Below are 16,709 nucleotides of genomic sequence, written 5' to 3'. Positions count from 1 at the left end.
TTGTGAACACTGGAAACAAAAATGTCCAAAACAAAATACCCGGCACAATGGCCGGGTATTTCGCGATGAGATAAAGATCGGAAAGGCTTACTGCTGAACGTAAGTGTACTTGCCGTCCTTGTCCTTCTTCCATTCGTACATGACGTAGCCTGGAAGCTTCGGATCGCCCTTTTCGTCAAAGGAGATATCGCCGAGAACGGACTTGAATGGGCCATTCGCCTTCAGAGCTTTGGCAACAGTTTCAGGGTCATTCGACTTTGCAGCGGTTGCTGCTCCGACAATCGCCTGTACGGCAGCATAGGAATAAAGTGTATAGGCTTCCGGCTCAAAACCAGCCTTGCGGAACTTCTCAACCAGTTCTTTGTTGGCTGGGTTGTTGCGCGGGTCCGGACCGAATGTGTTCAACGTACCGACAACTGCGTCGCCGGCAATCGCTGCCAGTTCGTTCGTTACGATGCCGTCACCGGAGATGAAGGTAACCTTCAGACCCTGGTCAGCCAACTGGCGAATGATCAAACCAGCTTCCGTGTGCAGACCGCCCCAATACAGAACGGTAATACCTGCCTGCTTCGCCTTGGCGATCAGGGCGGAGAAGTCCTTGTCACCAACGTTGACACCTTCATAAAGCGCAGGCTTCAGACCCTTTGCTTCGATTGTCTTTTTGGTTTCATCGGCAAGACCCTGGCCATATGGTGTCTTGTCATGGATGACTGCGATCTTCGCATCCTTGAAATGCTCGGCGATATAGGCACCGGCAATGGCACCCTGCTGGTCATCACGACCGCAGGTGCGGAACGTATTCCACAGGCCGCGCTCGGTGAAAACAGGGTTGGTTGCAGCAGGCGTTACTTCAACAATGCCGTTTTCCGCATAGACTTCCGATGCTGGAATGGAAACACCGGAGTTGAAGTGACCGACCACAAACTTGACACCGTCGGCAACGAACTTGTTGGCAACCGAAACGCCCTGCTTGGCATCGGAAACGTCATCGCCCAGAACGAATTTGATCTTTTCGCCATTAACGCCGCCAGCCGCATTGATCACCTCAGCGGCCGCTTCTGCGCCCTTCTGAATCTGTGCGCCATAAGCCGCGTTCGGGCCGGTCAACGGAGCACCGATACCGACCAGAAGATCAGCATAGGCATGACCGCCCAAAGCGAGCATCGCTGCAACAGCAACACTCGAGAACAGTGACTTCTTCATTTGAAAACTCCCATTTTCTAGGTACTTACGAAACCCCTAACGATGAAATTTTCCCATCGCTTGAAGACCACATTTGCCGATTTTCCGGCGGTTGTCACGCTGATTCATTTCGCGTCAGCGAGATTGGTTAGACTCAGAAACTATTAATCTGATCGAATTGACATAAGGCTGCCTAGGCCCCTTTTCTCTCCTTGAACGAGAAGGGAGACACTTTTTCATAGAGCCAGTGATATTGCCGAACCATCTGGTTTGTGCGGGTGTAACGATAACCCAATGTGCCGATGATAATCAGCACGATCGTATCGATGACGTAATAGTGCAGCGTCACCATTGTGCCTTCAAACAGGGCAAAATGGATGAAGCGCACGGCAATGCCCAGAAGCAGCATGTAGAAAATCAGAATCGTGTAGGAGCGCCATGTCTTGGCGCATGCCCGCCCCGCCATCCATGCGGCCCAGCCTCCCATAAGACAGGTCACCAGCACAAACAGCCAGAGGGAGGGTTCTTCGTACAGAATGCCTTGCATGGCAATGTTCCCCTTGCAGCACCGGACTTCCCAGCCCCGCTGGAAAGCCGGTCCTATTCTTGTTAGTGACGGCCGCCTTCAAGATAGGCTGCGCGCACTTCCGGATTGGCGAGAAGGTCCTTGCTCGATCCGCTCATCGTCACGATACCGTTGACCATCACATAGCCGCGATCCGCCAGCTTCAGAGCGCCAAAAGCGTTCTGCTCCACCAGAAAAACCGTCAGGCCCGTTGACCTGTTCAATTCCTTGATCGCCTCGAAAATATGCTTGATAATCAGCGGTGCCAGACCGAGAGACGGCTCGTCCAGCAGCAACAGGCGCGGACGCGCCATCAATGCCCGGCCGATGGCAAGCATCTGCTGCTCACCGCCTGACAAGGTTCCGCCGCGCTGGTTGATACGCTCTTTCAGACGCGGAAACAGGTCAAAGACCTTGCGTACGTCCTCGTCGTAGAACTCCAGATTATCGAGGCTGGCACCCATCTGCAGATTTTCCTGCACAGTCATGCGCGGGAATATCCGGCGGCCCTCCGGCGACTGGGCAATGCGCAGGCGCGCAATCTCATGCGTCGGCAGCTGGGTGATATCCTTACCGTCAAACACCACACGGCCGGTCCGGGCGCGCGGCATGCCAAAAATAGTCATCATCAGCGTCGACTTGCCGGCACCGTTGGCACCGATCAGCGTGACGATTTCGCCTGCGTCCGCGTGAACGCTGACACCGCTCAAGGCACGGATATTGCCGTAATAGGTTTCAACATTCTCGATGCTGAGAAGAGCCCCGGTCTTCGGAAGAGGTTGTGTTTGTGACATTACTTAGCCCCTCCGGTCTTCTTCGCTGCCGGTTTAACCTGGCTCTCTTTCGCCAGCTTTTTGGCCTGACCGATCCAGTCTTCCCGCGCGATGCGCCCGTCAAAGGCAAGGTATGCTTCGGCGGCAATCACATCGGCTTTCTTCCAGGCGGCAATCTGGTCGAAATGGAAAATACCGTGCTCGTTGAGCTTGCGCTCGTTTACCGGACCAATTCCCTTGATCACAATCAGGCTATCGGGTTTGCCGCCGCGTGGAGCAGCAAGCGCGTTAGCCGTTGCGCCGGCTTTGATCACCGGGTCCGCAACCTTTGCCTTCGCCTTGACCGGCGCTGTTGTCTTGACAGCCGGTTTGGCTGGCGCTGCCTTTGCAGCGGGCCTTGCTCTCGGCGTTGCCGGTGCAGATGCAAGCGGCGCCGCGGATGGTGCCGCCTGCGTCTCTTCGATTTCGTGAATGGCCTCCGTCGACAGAAGATCAACAGCTGCAGTGATATCATCACTGCCCGTCGCCGCTGCGTGTTCGATCAACTCGACCACTTCCTCGTCCTCGACGCCGAGATAGGCTGCAATGACCTTCGGGTCATTCTTGACCGTTTCCGGCGTGCCATCGGAAATCTTGGTGCCGTATTCCAGAACGATGACGTGATCAGAGATCTCCATCACCACCGACATGTCATGTTCGATCAGGATGATCGACGTTCCGGTCTCGTCACGGATATTGAGCAGCAGTTGGTTGAGCTCCGCCGATTCGCGGGCATTGAGGCCGGCAGCCGGCTCATCCAGACAGAGAAGCTCCGGATCTGTGCACATCGCACGCGCAATCTCGAGACGCCGCTGCGCACCATACGGCAGGTCGCCTGCAGGATCGTCGGCTCGGTCAACCAGATTGATCTTTTCCAGCCAGAAACGGGCCTTCTCGATCGCATCGGAAGCGGCCTTCTTATAGGTCGGAAAACCGAGAAGACCCAGGATCGTATAACCCGACGACAGCATCAGCGGATTGTGCTGGGCAACGAGCAGATTTTCCAGAACCGTCAGGCCTGAGAACAGCCGGATGTTCTGGAACGTACGCGCCACTTTCGCCTTCTTGGTGATGACGAAATCCGCCATGCGTTCCAGAAGATATTCCTCGCCATTCTGGCGGGTCATGGTCAGCATGCCTTCGGTCGGCTTATAGAAGCCGGTGATGCAATTGAAGACCGTGGTCTTGCCTGCACCGTTCGGGCCGATCAAGGCGGTGATGGCACCGCGCTTGGCTTCGAAGTTCAGATCGTTGATGGCAACAAGGCCACCAAACTTCATCGAGAGATGTTCCACACGCAGCACGGCGCTGGGATTGTTACGCACTTCCGAAACCATCAGCCGTGCCCTTCTTTCGTAAACTCGCCGGAAATCATCTTGCGCTCGTGCAGGAATGCGCTCGGTTCTCGGTTACCGACAAATCCGCGCGGCTTCCACACCATGACAACAATCATGGCCAGACCGAACAACAGCATACGATAGAGCTCTGGCGTGAAATCATTGCCAAAAATAAGCTTGAGGAATTCCAGCTCGCGCAAGAGTTCCGTACCACCGATCATGACAGCCGCAGCAATCGCGATACCGATGAGCGACCCCATACCGCCGAGCACCACGATGGCAAGGATGATCGCCGATTCAAGGAACACGAAGGATTCTGGGCTGACGAAACCCTGACGGGCAGCAAAGAACGACCCGGCAAAACCACCGAACATAGCGCCCGTGGCAAAGGCTGTCAGCTTTGTCGTTGTGGTGTTGATGCCCAGTGAACGGCAGGCGATCTCATCTTCGCGCAAGGCTTCCCAGGCACGGCCGATAGGCATACGGCGCAGGCGGATTGTGACCCAGGCGGTCAGCAGAGCAAGGAACAGGATGAGATAATAAAGGAAGATCTTGTAGTAGACACCGGAGTTGGGCAGTCCGAACATGGCGGCAAAACCATTTGGACCCGGTGTGAACGGAATACCGAACAATGTCGCCTTGGCGATGCCGGAGACGCCGAACGTACCCTTGGTCACAACGGTCCAATTGATCAGCACGAGCCGGATGATTTCACCGAAGGCCAGCGTGACGATAGCAAGGTAATCGCCCCTCAACCGCAGAACCGGGAAACCGAGAACAATGCCCCACATGGCAGCGAAGATACCGGCCATTGGCAAAAGCAGCCAAAAGGACAGACCGAAATGCGCGGAAAGCAAGGCGTAGGAATAGGCCCCGACCGCATAGAAGGCGACATAGCCGAGATCGAGCAGACCGGCGAGGCCCACAACGATATTCAGGCCCCATGCCAGCATCACATAAATCAGGATCTGGATACCGAAATTATCGACATATTTGAGCGAACCCTGAACACCGCTCTGGAATGACCATTGCCCTGTCACACCAAACTGGATCAACGCCAGAATCAGGATTACCAGAAACGGATAGATGAAGAGCAGCGCCAGGCCAAACCGTGAAATGGCTGCCTTGAGCGAGCGGCGATCAACTTTGGCAGTGGCGGCCGCCTTTGATTTGGTCAGTTTTGCCTGTTCGCGTGACGGCGTGATGAAGGCTGCGATAATGAAGCGGCCAATTGCAGCCACGGCCACAAAGATCGCCAGGAGCCCCCAGCGCTGGACGAGAACCAGCTCGTTGTTGATATTCTGGTCGGTGCGGAAACCGACGACGAGGAAGAACAGGCCGAAGGCGATCACCCCGGCGAAGACCGCCTCTTTGGCGGCCTTGAGGTAGACGGAATCCTGTCCTGAAGATTGGATATCAGCCATAAGCTTAAACCTTTTCGACTTCGGGCCGACCAAGGATGCCGGAGGGCAGGAAGATCAGGACAATTGCGAGAATGGAGAACGCCGCCACATCCTTGTAGTCAATGGAGAAGTATGCGGACCAAAGCGCCTCGATCAACCCGATCAGCAAACCGCCGACCACAGCGCCGGGCAATGAACCGATACCGCCAAGCACGGCAGCCGTGAACGCCTTGACGCCGGGTGTAAAACCGTCCGTGAAGGAGATGACGCCGTAGAACATGAGATAGAGCGTTCCGGCAACGGCAGCGAGCATGGCACCCATGACGAAGGTCATCGAGATCGTCTTGTCCACGTCGATGCCGAGGAGTGCGGCCATCTTGCGGTCCTGCTCACAGGATCGCTGCGCGCGCCCCAGCGTGGTTCGGTTGACCAGATACCAGAATGCGGCAAGCAGGACTGCAGTTACGGCCACGATGACCATCTGCTTGTAGGCGATGGTGATGCCTGTTCCATAAATTGTGACGCCGCCATTGACGAGCGGAGGAATCGGCTTGTTGCGAGGACCCTGTGTGACCTGCACGAAATTCGACAGGGCGATCGACATGCCGATCGCCGTGATCAATGGCGCAAGACGGAACGACCCGCGTAAGGGCCGGTATGCCAGACGTTCAATTGTCCAGCTCCACAGCCCTGTCAGCAGCATGGCAACCAGCATCATAAGAAGCAGTGCCAGCACAACGGGTACACCGCCGATAAAAGTGGTTAAAGCAAGAAAAACGATCATCGCCATAAAAGCGCCAAGCATGAAAACGTCGCCATGGGCGAAGTTGATCATACCGATGATCCCGTAGACCATCGTGTAGCCGATTGCGATCAGGCCGTAGATTGAACCTAGTGTCAGACCGTTGATCGATTGCTGGATGAAGTACTCCATCGCAACGATACCCCTCATTTTCATTGGGAAGTTTCTTATCCGGTTTTTTTATCCGGTTCCCGTTTACCCCAACTTCTTTACACGTAACGTCTGCGTTAAAGAAAGCAACAGCTTTTTTAGCACAAACAGCGGCATCACATTTGCTGGCATACTCCGTGCGAAATTTTTCACCAAATTTTCGTCCATTGTTGACGAAATTCACGGCACATGCCTTCAATTTAACCGAATTATCTATCCCCGCCTTATTGTTCCGAAGGGGACCGCAAGCCTCACTTGACCACAAATCCGTGAGCGAAAGGATCGCGATCGTCAATGAAGATCGTGTTGTAACCAGTCATCCGCGCCCAGCCTGCGACGGATGGTATGATCGCTTGCCTTTCGCCCACATTCGTCGCTGCTTCCACGCGGCCATGGAACAGTGAACCGATGATTGATTCGTGTACGAAGTCATCGCCGGGCTTCAGCTTTCCTTTTGCAGCCAATTGCGCCATGCGGGCGGACGTGCCCGTCCCGCAGGGCGAGCGGTCAATGGCCTTGTCACCATAGAACACGGCATTGCGGGCATGCGCTTCCGGCTTGGTCGGCGCGCCGGTCCACAGAATATGACTGAGCGTGTTGATGTCAGGCTTTTCCGGATGCTGGAATGAATAACGCTCATTGAGGCGTTCGCGCAACACCGGGCTCCATCCGATAAGATCAAGAGCACGATAGTCCGCCATGTCGCGGAAATTCTTCTGTGGATCGACAATCGCATAGAAATTGCCGCCATAGGCAACATCCATGTGCAGCGTACCCAGATCGGGGCATTCCACTTCCAGCCCTTCCGCATAGAGAAATGCTGGAACATTGGTGATGCGGACGCCGGTGACATACTCGCCTTCCCTCGTATATTCGGCGACCACCACACCTGCCGGCGTGTCGAGCCGCAAAACGCCCGGTGTCTTCGGCGTAATCAGCCCGTGTTCGATGGCCATTGTGACTGTACCGATCGTCCCGTGGCCGCACATCGGCAGGCAGCCCGATGTCTCGATAAACAGCACAGCCACATCGCAATCATCGCGGGTTGGCGGATAGAGGATTGAACCGGACATCATGTCATGTCCGCGCGGTTCGAACATCAGCCCCGTCCGGATCCAGTCGAACTCACGCAGGAAATGCGCACGCTTTTCCATCATGGTCGAACCAACAAGGTTTGGGCCTCCCCCCGCCACAAGGCGGACCGGGTTGCCACAGGTGTGGCCATCGACACAGAAGAAGGAATGACGCGCCATGATATTTTCAGTCCTGAAAGCGTTGCGGGTAAAACGGATCGATCGGGATCGCCGGTGTACGGCCCTCGATCAGATCACGGATCAGTCGGCCCGTGGCAGCGGACTGGGTCAACCCCAGATGCCCGTGACCAAAGGCGTAGAGAACATTCTTGCTCTGCCTGGCATAGCCGATAACCGGCAGGGAATCCGGCATCGACGGACGATAACCCATCCATTGCCGGCCGCCTGAAATATCAAGATCCGGCAGGAATGTCTTGGCTTTCTGCAGCATGACCTCGGAGCGTTTGTAATTTGGCGGAAGGTCGACGCCGCCTAATTCCACCGCACCGCCAACGCGCACACCGGTTTCAAGCGGCGTCACAACAAAGCCATGGCCGGAGAAAATCAACTGGCATTTGACATCAAATGCACCCGTCGGCAGCGTTGTGTTGTAGCCGCGCTCCGTATCAAGCGGAATAGCATCACCGAGGTTCTTCGACAGCCGGTGCGACCATGCACCCGCAGCAATAACAAGTTTGTCTGCATCGATAGACCGCCCGTCCGCAAGCCTGACAGTCGCGTTATCATCGCTGGCGCCCACGGAGGTCACATCCGCTTGCACAAACTGCGCGCCCAGCTTTTCCGCATAGGCCCACAATCCCTTGCCGACATGCTGAGGATCACTCACCGTCTTCCAGCCGGGAACGAACGTTCCAGCAACAAAACGCGGTGAGAGACCCGGCTGGCGTTCGGACAAAGCATCACCACGCAGATGTTCGAACGCTATTCCGGCACCGGTCCGCGCAGCCCAGCCGGGCAAGGATAGATTGAGTTCATGTTCGCTCTCATAGAGCTCCAGCGAGCCATCCTCGCGCACCATATGGCGGATACCGGCCCGCTGCATCAGGCCAAGCATCTCCGGCTCGGCCAGACGCATCATTGCACCTTGCGTAACAGTCGTTCGCTTCTGCACATCGGACCGGCTGGCACGCCAGAACCGGTAGAGCCACGGTGCCAGTTTTGGCAGATAGGACGGGCGGATGGTGAAGGGCCCGAGCGGGTCCATCAGCCAGCCCGGAACCTTGGTCATGATCCCTTTCGAGGCCATGGGCAGAATGTCGGAAAATGCGAGGGCACCGGCATTGCCGGAACTTGTACCCTCGCAGATGCCCTGGCGGTCAATGACCAGAACCTTGCGCCCGGCTTCGGCAAGAAACGCCGCAATAGCGATGCCGATAATACCGGCACCGATAATAACGATATCCTGCTTTTCCGCGCGGGCGCTCATTGCCCGGCCTCAGAGTACAGGCAGCTTCGGCCGCGAAGCCATCGCATCCTTGACGATCTTGTCAACGGCAGCCCGGCGCGCGCCCCGCAAAGGCTGGCGCGGCAGACGCACGCGATCATTCGTTCCGATTTCATGGACTTCCGCCAGTTTGATGTTCTGCACAAGATAGGTGGAGACATCGAGGTCGAGCAAGGGGCGGAACCAGCGATAGATTTCCAGCGCCTCCGCATAGCGACCTGCACCGACGAGCTTGTAGATCGCAACGGTTTCCCTGGGGAATGCAGTGACCAACCCGGCTACCCAGCCGATGGCACCAGCTGTCAATGCTTCGAAAGCAAGATTGTCTACACCGGTGAAAAGATCAAAGCGCGTGCCGAAAGTATTGATGATATCGGTCGTGCGGCGCACATCGTCGGACGATTCCTTGATGGCGACAAAATGCTTGTCCGACGCGAGTTCGGCAAGAATTTCGCTGGTCACATCCACGCGGTAGGCGATGCGGTTGGAATAGATCATGACCGGCAGATCGCCTGCAGCCGCAACGGCCTTCAGGGCCGTAACCGTCTCTTCCGGGTCCGTATGATAGATCGGGCTGGGAACAAGCATCAGACCATCGGCGCCTGCCTTGGCTGCCTGCTGTGCAAGCGCAGCGCCATCACGCGTTGCCGCTTCATTGATGGTCAGAAGCACCGGCTTGCCTTTGGCAACATTCTGCGCGGTCTTCAGGACCTCAAGCTTCTCGGCATGGCTCAGCATCGGGCCTTCACCCAGCGAGCCCGCAACAATAAGGCCATCGCAACCCGCATCCATCAGGAGAGAGAAGCAACGTTCCATTTCCTTGTGATCGAGTTTATCATCTTCAGTGAATTTGGTTGTAACAGCAGGGAAAACGCCTGACCACATGTCTCTTCTCCTTCTTGATATATCAGAAATATATCTGTAGAGAACAAAGCTGTCAATTGCCTTGAATAGAAAGTTTGTCTGATGGATCAAACCGCTGTCCACACCATTGCCCAGACGGGAGAAAGTCTTGCCGACCTGGCCTACCGCCAGATCGAGGAGATGATTGTCACGCTGAAACTGGAACCAGGTGCGGTCGTCAACGAACGGACCCTTACCGACGTTACCAACATGGGCCGCACGCCCGTGCGCGAGGCAGTGCAGAAACTGGCGTGGGAAGGCTTGATGGAAATTCGCCCCCGTTCCGGCATTGCCATTGCTGCACTCAATCCGCAGGATTTTAACAAGGTTCTCGATGCGCGCGAGGGTGTTGAGCGGGTTCTTGCACGCGGCGCCGCGCTCTATGGCGCATCCTTGCACCATGAACGGTTGAAGGCCGCATCCGATGCGATGACGGCTGCGCGGTCGGGAAACGATGTGATCGGCTTTCTCAACGCCGACAAGATTTTCGATACGGTGCTCGGTCAGGCTGCTGAAAATCCCTATGCCGCCCGCCTCGCTTCGCCGTTGCAGACGCATAGCCGCCGCTTCTGGTTCCGGCTGCAACGCCCCGGCAGCCTGGAACAATCGGCCGGAGCGCACACGGCGCTCATTCAGGCGATTATTACCCGCGAACCTGACAAGGCCGCCGAAGAGGCATCCCGGCTGATCGGCTATCTCAGGACACTGGCGCCCTGAATGGTGCGGAGTACATAAAAATCGCCGCCCGGCAGGGAACCGGGCGGCGATTTCATTGCATGCAAATTGCTTATTTCATTGTTGGAATGACAAACTCGGCACCATCCTTGACACCGGATGGCCAACGCGATGTGACAGTCTTCGTCTTGGTGTAGAACCGGAACGCATCAGGACCATGCTGGTTCAGATCACCGAAGCCGGAACCCTTCCAGCCACCGAATGTGTAATAGGCGATCGGAACCGGAATGGGCACGTTGATGCCAACCATGCCGACCTGGACGCGCGAGGCAAAATCACGGGCCGCATCGCCGTCACGGGTAAAGATCGCAACGCCGTTGCCGTATTCGTGCTCGTTCGGCAGACGGATCGCATCCTCGTAGGTATCAGCACGGACAATGCCAAGAACCGGTCCGAAGATCTCTTCCTTGTAGATGCGCATGTCTGGCGTCACATGATCGAAGAGGCAACCACCCATGTAGAAGCCGTTCTCATAGCCCTGCATCTTGAACCCGCGGCCATCGACAACAAGCTTTGCGCCTTCCTGAATGCCGAGATCAACGTACCCCTTGATGCGATCCAGTGCCTGCCGGGTGACAACCGGGCCGTAATCCGCCGATGCGTCAGTGGATGGACCAACCTTGAGGCTTTCAACGCGGGGGATAAGACGTTCGACCAGCCGATCTGCTGTGTCCTTGCCGACGGGAACGGCAACGGAGATCGCCATGCAGCGCTCGCCGGCCGAACCGTAACCCGCACCTATAAGCGCATCGACCGTCTGGTCCATGTCCGCATCCGGCATGATGATCATGTGGTTCTTGGCGCCGCCGAAGCACTGGGCACGCTTGCCGTTGGCGGTAGCGCGGGAATAGATGTACTGGGCAATCGGTGTCGAACCGACAAAGCCGACAGCCTTGATATCCGGATCATCGAGAATGGTGTCGACGGCTTCCTTGTCACCATTGACCACGTTGAAAATACCAGCAGGCAGCCCTGCTTCAATGAACAGTTCGGCAAGACGCATCGGCACACCCGGATCACGCTCGGAAGGCTTCAGAATGAAGGCATTGCCCGAAGCAATCGCTGGACCCGCCTTCCACAGCGGGATCATTGCCGGGAAGTTGAATGGTGTGATCCCGGCAACGACGCCGAGCGGCTGACGCATGGAATAAACGTCGATGCCCGTACCGGCATTGTCGGTGAACTCGCCCTTCAGCATGTGCGCTGAACCAAGGCAGACCTCGACCACTTCAAGACCACGCTGGATGTCGCCCTTGGCATCGGGGATGGTCTTGCCATGTTCGCGTGCCAGAAGTTCGGCAAGGGAGTCATACTCGGCTTCAACCAGATCAAGAAACTTGCGCAGGACGCGTGCACGGCGCTGCGGATTGGTGGCAGCCCAGGCTGGCTGCGCCGCCTTGGCATTGGCGATGGCAGCGCGCACTTCATCAGGTGTTGCCAGCGCGACGCGGCCCTGAACGGTGCCGTCCATAGGCTGGAAAATCTCTGTCGTACGACCGCTTGTGCCGGCGACATGCTTGCCACCGATAAAATGTCCAACTTCACGCATTGCGAGCAACCTCCCTGGAATTGATTGATGGAATTCTGTTGTCCCATCATCGCGCTTCAAAATTTTTATTGCAAGCCGAGCAAAAGCGTATCCGTTGTGCGAAAATTAAAGTACCAATGCGGATGGAGGCCAATCGATGAACTGGGATGACGTGCGGATTTTCCTCGCTGTGGCGCGTGCGGGACAAATATTGGGGGCGGCCAAGCGACTTGGCGTCAATCACGCGACAGTGGCAAGGCGGTTGACGGCGCTTGAGGACGACATCAACACCAAACTGTTGACCCGCCGCACCAATGGCTGCGAACTGACTCATGCGGGCGAGGAGTTTCTGCTCTCGGCCGAACGCATGGAAGCCGAGATGCTGTCAGCTCGTTCCGCACTCGGGGATGCGGACGTGTCTATTTCAGGGTCAGTGCGCATCGGTGCACCGGATGGTTTTGGGGTGTCCTTTCTGGCGCCGCGCATCGCTACCCTCACCGCCCGCTATCCGGACCTGAAAATCCAGCTGGTTCCCGTTCCCCGCTCCTTTTCGTTGTCGCGGCGCGAGGCGGATATCGCCATCACCGTCGATCGCCCGGATCAGGGCCGTCTCGTGGCTAAAAAGCTCGTCGATTATACGCTCTGTCTCTATGCCAGCCGATCCTATCTGGCAGCACATCCGGCACCTCGCACCGTGGAAGATCTTTCAGGCCATCGGCTGGTGGGCTACGTCGATGACCTTGTGATCAGCCCGTCGCTGAACTATGCGCCTGAAATCACCCGTGACTGGCGCCCTACGTTCGAAATTTCCAGCGCAATCGGTCAGGTCGAGGCGGTCAAGGCCGGGGCAGGTATCGGCATCCTGCATACATTCATTGCCAGAGAACATCCAGATCTCGTGCCTGTTCTGCCAGAACGCACGATTCAAAGGTCCTATTGGCTTGCTTACCATGAATCCGTGCGCACGCTCCGGCGTATCACGGCCGTCTCAAGCTTCATCTCTGATCTCGTCAATGCCGAGACCGGGCGCTTTACCTGAGTGCAACTTATACGAACGTAACAGCGGACGGGACAAATGTGATTGACGTCCGAGGAACAAACTCCACAATTGCGCCTCGAACACGTGTACCTTCGCCACGTGTTGTCATCATATCGGAGAGGGAAAATGTACCGATATATATTAACTATTGCTGTGGCCATCGGGGGCATGCAGTTCGTAACAGTGCCTGCCGCACAGGCACAGGAACGCGCCGTACGGTGTGAATCGCCAAAATTCCGCTATCGCGAATGCAACGTCGACATGCGCCGCCCGCGCATTATCAGGCAGACATCGAAATCACCTTGTATTGCTGGCGATAGCTGGGGTTTCCAGCGCGGTACACTCTGGGTTGACAAAGGTTGCGGGGCTGTCTTTGCCGAGGGCGGCCGGGAACGCCGTCGTCCCAATGGCGGCTATCGGGATGATCCACGTCCGCGCGACGGATACCAGGATGACCGTTATCCGCGCCGTGACGACCGGCGCGGTTATGATAACCGCGATCCATATTACCAGCCTGACGACTATTGAGAATCACAGCGATTCGGGTTTTTCGCCATCTCCTCACCGAGGGAGATGGCGGCAAGCCATTTATACCCTGTGGTAGGGGTGGCCTGAAAGGATAGTTGTTGCACGGTAAAGCTGTTCCGCCACGAGAATACGGACAATCTGGTGCGGCCAGGTCATGGCACCCAGCGCCAGCACGAGATCGGCACGTTTCCTTAAATCAGCATCGTGGCCATCGGGCCCGCCTATTGCCAGGAGCAACTGGCGCTTGCCGTCATCGCGAAACCGCGCAATGGCATTGGCAAAATCTTCTGATGGCATCGTCCTGCCGCGTTCATCCAGAAGCACAAGCACTCCGCCCTGATCAAGCGCTTCCAGTACTTTGGCTGACTCTTCCTGCTTGCGCAGGTCCGGTTGCTGGGCACGGCTTTCGGTAATTTCGGTAACAGCGTTGAATTCAAGACCAAGCGGAGAGCCAGTTTTCTTCAACCGGTCAAAATAGCGGTCTGCCAATTCCCGTTCGGGGCCAGACTTCATCCGGCCCACGGCGAAAACGGTGATACGCATGACACACTCCAGTCCTTTGTCACTTGGCGCGAAGAATAACTCTCCGGCCATCGACCGGTCCATGTGAAGCTAACCGTTCGAAACGTCCCTCAATGGCAGAGTGCCGGGACGCTCCAATCCGTCAGAACTATCCATACCAGAACATACTTGTGTGCCGTAACGGCAGACATTGCTCTAGTGTACGGTTTCTCCGTCAAGCTCGGGAGCCTGCCACATCTTTTCCAAGTTGTAGAACTCACGCACTTCAGGACGGAAAATGTGGATGATGATATCGCCTGTATCGATCAACACCCAATCACCGCTGGCAAGACCTTCGACCTTCGCATTATTTCCGTGACCGCTTTCCTTGAGCGTACGCAGGAGCTGGTCAGCCACCGCCGTTACGTGACGGTGTGAACGGCCCGATGCGATGACCATATGGTCACCGATGACAGACTTTCCGCGAAGATCGATGGGGACAATTTTTTCAGCCTTGGAGTCGTCGAGACTGGCAAGGACTGTCTGGAGGGCAAGAGCAACGGAAGTTTCACCGTTCATCTCCGCCGTTGAAGGTGCCAAGGCATCCTTCTTATGTAATGCTGTTCTCAGTGTATTTCCTTTCCAATAAGAACAACGCGCCGCAGCCTTTAATCGTGCTGCACGTTATTAAGATAGGCAGAGTCGCATGACACTTTCAAGACGTCATCGCACTACCTTTGTTCACGTTTTCATTTATGCCGTTTTGCCGCCCCGTTACGTATCGCTGTCGATGACAGGGACGAGCGCGGGCCGTGGATGAAAGTCCAGGCCGGAGCGGATGCGCGCGCCAGCAGCGGTGCGTCGTCCTCATCAAAGCGGGCATAATCAAAAGTCTTGGCCATGCGCGATGACAGAAATGCAAGGGTTGACCCCGGTCGATCAATTACGGCGATCGGGAATGTCATTGCGATCTTCTGCCAACGCTGCCAGCGGTGAAAATCAGCAAGATTGTCAGCACCCATGATCCAGATAAAATTCACGCCTGGATTGCGTGCCTTTATCAGGGACAGCGTATCGGCCGTGTAGCGGACATTGTAGGCAGCCTCGAAAGCCGTCACCTTGATACGCGGGTCGTGCACTTGCCGTTCGCACAGTTTTAGCCGTTCCGCCAGAGGTGCCAGATGGCGCATGTCCTTCAGAGGATTACCCGGCGTAACAATCCACCAGAGCTGATCAAGCTGCAGGCGGCGCAGTGAGATTTCCGCCACCAGAGCATGGCCCGCATGGGGCGGATTGAAGGATCCGCCAAACAGCCCGACAGTCATGCCTTTTTCAACGAAGGGCATGCGCAACTGCGCATCGCTCACTCCGGGAAAGTCGTGACGTAACGCATCCATGGATGTCACGGGCGGGTCTGACCATTGCCGCGAACACGATATTTGAAGGACGTCAATTGTTCCACGCCCACGGGACCCCGCGCATGCATCTTGCCTGTCGCAATACCAATTTCTGCGCCCATGCCGAATTCACCACCGTCGGCGAACTGTGTCGAGGCGTTGTGCAACAGGATGGCAGAGTCAATTTCGTTGAAGAACCGCTCGACCACATGAATATCTTCAGCAATCACCGCCTCCGTATGATGCGATGAGTAGCGATTGATGTGTCCGATGGCATCACCAATTCCATCAACCAGTTTCACAGAAATGATGGCATCAAGATATTCCGTTGACCAGTCTTCTTCCGTCGCCGGTTTTGCCTCGGCAAATAGGGCGATGACACCCTGATCACCACGAATTTCGCAGCCCGCTGCATGCAAATCCTCAAGCAAGGGCAAAAGACGGACAGGCGCAATCAGCCGGTCCAGCAGCAGCGTTTCGGCAGAACCGCACACCCCGGTCCGGCGCATTTTGGCGTTGACTATGATCCGGCGCGCCATTTCGAGATCTGCCGATGCATCCACATAGACGTGGCACAGCCCTTCCAGATGGGCAAAGACCGGTACGCGTGCTTCCGCCTGTACACGGGCAACGAGGCTCTTGCCGCCACGGGGAATGATGACGTCAAGATTGCCGTTCAAGCCCTTCAGCATTTCGCCAACAGCGGCGCGGTCTGTTACCGGAATGAGTTGAATGGCGTCTTTCGGCAAACCCGCCGCTTCGAGCCCTTCGATCAGAGCGGCATGGATTGCCCGGGACGAATGAACAGAGTCAGAGCCGCCACGAAGGATGACGGCATTACCAGACTTGAGACAAAGCGCCCCCGCATCAGCGGTGACATTTGGGCGGCTTTCGTAAATCACACCGATAACGCCCAGCGGCGTGCGGACGCGCTCGATGTGCAGGCCGTTGGGTCGGTCCCATTCGGCAATGATGTCGCCGACCGGATCCTTGAGCGCAGCAATGGTGCGAATGCTTTCCGAGATCGAGGCAATCCGGGCCGCATCAAGCTTCAGCCGGTCGAGCAGGGAGGCAGCCATGCCGGTCTTTTCGCCATTGGCCATATCCTGGCCGTTGGCTTGCAGAATCTCAGCCGCATGACGGTCCACCGCATCAGCCATGGCGATCAGCGCGGTCATTTTCTGTTCCGGCGACGCGATCGACAACGGCTGGGCAGCCGCACGGGCTCTAAGGCCGATCCCGGCCATCAGTTCAGCAACGTCGTCAATCGCCTCGACTCGTCCCAGCAT

The 16,709-nt window shown here is 56.5% G+C and carries 17 protein-coding genes; 3 read left to right on the top strand and 14 right to left on the bottom strand.

The window, feature by feature from the left end; all coding sequences use genetic code 11:
• Positions 1–87 precede the first annotated feature (87 nt).
• The 9 genes from FHW16_RS08885 to FHW16_RS08845 form a co-directional block, all read right to left on the bottom strand.
• Positions 88–1,203, bottom strand: coding sequence for a branched-chain amino acid ABC transporter substrate-binding protein (locus tag FHW16_RS08885; protein WP_182548701.1), 1,116 nt, complete (start codon positions 1,201–1,203; stop codon positions 88–90).
• A 172-nt stretch (positions 1,204–1,375) separates the two neighbouring features.
• Positions 1,376–1,729 (bottom strand): DUF6867 family protein, encoded by a 354-nt coding sequence (locus tag FHW16_RS08880; protein WP_182548700.1) that lies wholly within the window; start codon positions 1,727–1,729, stop codon positions 1,376–1,378.
• Between the two features lie 62 nt (positions 1,730–1,791).
• Positions 1,792–2,541, bottom strand: coding sequence for an ABC transporter ATP-binding protein (locus FHW16_RS08875; protein ID WP_182548699.1), 750 nt, complete (start codon positions 2,539–2,541; stop codon positions 1,792–1,794).
• Positions 2,541–3,896 carry an ATP-binding cassette domain-containing protein gene (locus FHW16_RS08870; protein WP_182548698.1) on the bottom strand — a complete coding sequence of 452 codons (1,356 nt, stop codon included), beginning with the start codon at positions 3,894–3,896 and terminating at the stop codon, positions 2,541–2,543. Before FHW16_RS08870 ends, FHW16_RS08875 begins: the two co-directional genes overlap by 1 nt.
• Positions 3,896–5,320 carry a high-affinity branched-chain amino acid ABC transporter permease LivM gene (gene livM / locus FHW16_RS08865; RefSeq protein ID WP_182548697.1) on the bottom strand — a complete coding sequence of 475 codons (1,425 nt, stop codon included), beginning with the start codon at positions 5,318–5,320 and terminating at the stop codon, positions 3,896–3,898. The genes FHW16_RS08870 and livM overlap by 1 nt, the downstream gene beginning before the upstream one ends.
• A gap of 4 nt (positions 5,321–5,324) precedes the next feature.
• Positions 5,325–6,233 carry a branched-chain amino acid ABC transporter permease gene (locus tag FHW16_RS08860; RefSeq protein WP_182548986.1) on the bottom strand — a complete coding sequence of 303 codons (909 nt, stop codon included), beginning with the start codon at positions 6,231–6,233 and terminating at the stop codon, positions 5,325–5,327.
• A 269-nt stretch (positions 6,234–6,502) separates the two neighbouring features.
• Positions 6,503–7,504 carry a 4-hydroxyproline epimerase gene (locus tag FHW16_RS08855; protein WP_182548696.1) on the bottom strand — a complete coding sequence of 334 codons (1,002 nt, stop codon included), beginning with the start codon at positions 7,502–7,504 and terminating at the stop codon, positions 6,503–6,505.
• Between the two features lie 7 nt (positions 7,505–7,511).
• Positions 7,512–8,771 (bottom strand): NAD(P)/FAD-dependent oxidoreductase, encoded by a 1,260-nt coding sequence (locus FHW16_RS08850; RefSeq protein ID WP_182548695.1) that lies wholly within the window; start codon positions 8,769–8,771, stop codon positions 7,512–7,514.
• A 9-nt stretch (positions 8,772–8,780) separates the two neighbouring features.
• A complete protein-coding gene (locus tag FHW16_RS08845) occupies positions 8,781–9,674 on the bottom strand; it encodes a dihydrodipicolinate synthase family protein (RefSeq protein WP_182548694.1) in 894 nt (297 codons plus the stop codon).
• An 81-nt stretch (positions 9,675–9,755) separates the two neighbouring features.
• Between FHW16_RS08845 and FHW16_RS08840 the strand changes: the two genes are divergently transcribed.
• Positions 9,756–10,409, top strand: coding sequence for a GntR family transcriptional regulator (locus FHW16_RS08840; RefSeq protein ID WP_182548693.1), 654 nt, complete (start codon positions 9,756–9,758; stop codon positions 10,407–10,409).
• 70 nt (positions 10,410–10,479) lie between these two features.
• On the opposite strand, the gene FHW16_RS08835 is transcribed toward FHW16_RS08840, so the two are convergent.
• Positions 10,480–11,976 carry a CoA-acylating methylmalonate-semialdehyde dehydrogenase gene (locus FHW16_RS08835; RefSeq protein WP_182548692.1) on the bottom strand — a complete coding sequence of 499 codons (1,497 nt, stop codon included), beginning with the start codon at positions 11,974–11,976 and terminating at the stop codon, positions 10,480–10,482.
• A gap of 136 nt (positions 11,977–12,112) precedes the next feature.
• On the opposite strand from FHW16_RS08835, the gene FHW16_RS08830 reads away from it, so the two are divergent.
• A complete protein-coding gene (locus FHW16_RS08830) occupies positions 12,113–12,994 on the top strand; it encodes a LysR family transcriptional regulator (protein WP_182548691.1) in 882 nt (293 codons plus the stop codon).
• A gap of 126 nt (positions 12,995–13,120) precedes the next feature.
• Positions 13,121–13,522 (top strand): DUF3011 domain-containing protein, encoded by a 402-nt coding sequence (locus tag FHW16_RS08825; protein ID WP_182548690.1) that lies wholly within the window; start codon positions 13,121–13,123, stop codon positions 13,520–13,522.
• Between the two features lie 60 nt (positions 13,523–13,582).
• On the opposite strand, the gene rlmH is transcribed toward FHW16_RS08825, so the two are convergent.
• The 4 genes from rlmH to FHW16_RS08805 form a co-directional block, all read right to left on the bottom strand.
• The gene (gene rlmH / locus FHW16_RS08820; RefSeq protein ID WP_182548689.1) at positions 13,583–14,065 is read right to left on the bottom strand and encodes a 23S rRNA (pseudouridine(1915)-N(3))-methyltransferase RlmH; all 483 of its coding nucleotides are present in this window, start codon (positions 14,063–14,065) and stop codon (positions 13,583–13,585) included.
• 174 nt (positions 14,066–14,239) lie between these two features.
• Complete coding sequence (gene rsfS / locus FHW16_RS08815) at positions 14,240–14,623, bottom strand: ribosome silencing factor (RefSeq protein ID WP_246711637.1); 384 nt, start codon at positions 14,621–14,623, stop codon at positions 14,240–14,242.
• Between the two features lie 149 nt (positions 14,624–14,772).
• On the bottom strand, positions 14,773–15,420 hold the full coding sequence (locus FHW16_RS08810; protein ID WP_246711636.1) for a nicotinate-nucleotide adenylyltransferase: 648 nt from the start codon (positions 15,418–15,420) through the stop codon (positions 14,773–14,775).
• Between the two features lie 5 nt (positions 15,421–15,425).
• Positions 15,426–16,709, bottom strand: a complete 1,284-nt coding sequence (locus FHW16_RS08805) for a glutamate-5-semialdehyde dehydrogenase (RefSeq protein ID WP_182548688.1) — start codon at positions 16,707–16,709, stop codon at positions 15,426–15,428.

It is taken from the genome of Phyllobacterium myrsinacearum (assembly GCF_014138285.1).
In the GTDB taxonomy this organism is placed as follows: Bacteria; Pseudomonadota; Alphaproteobacteria; order Rhizobiales; family Rhizobiaceae; genus Phyllobacterium; species Phyllobacterium myrsinacearum_A.
This window is presented reverse-complemented; position numbering and strand designations above follow the sequence as displayed.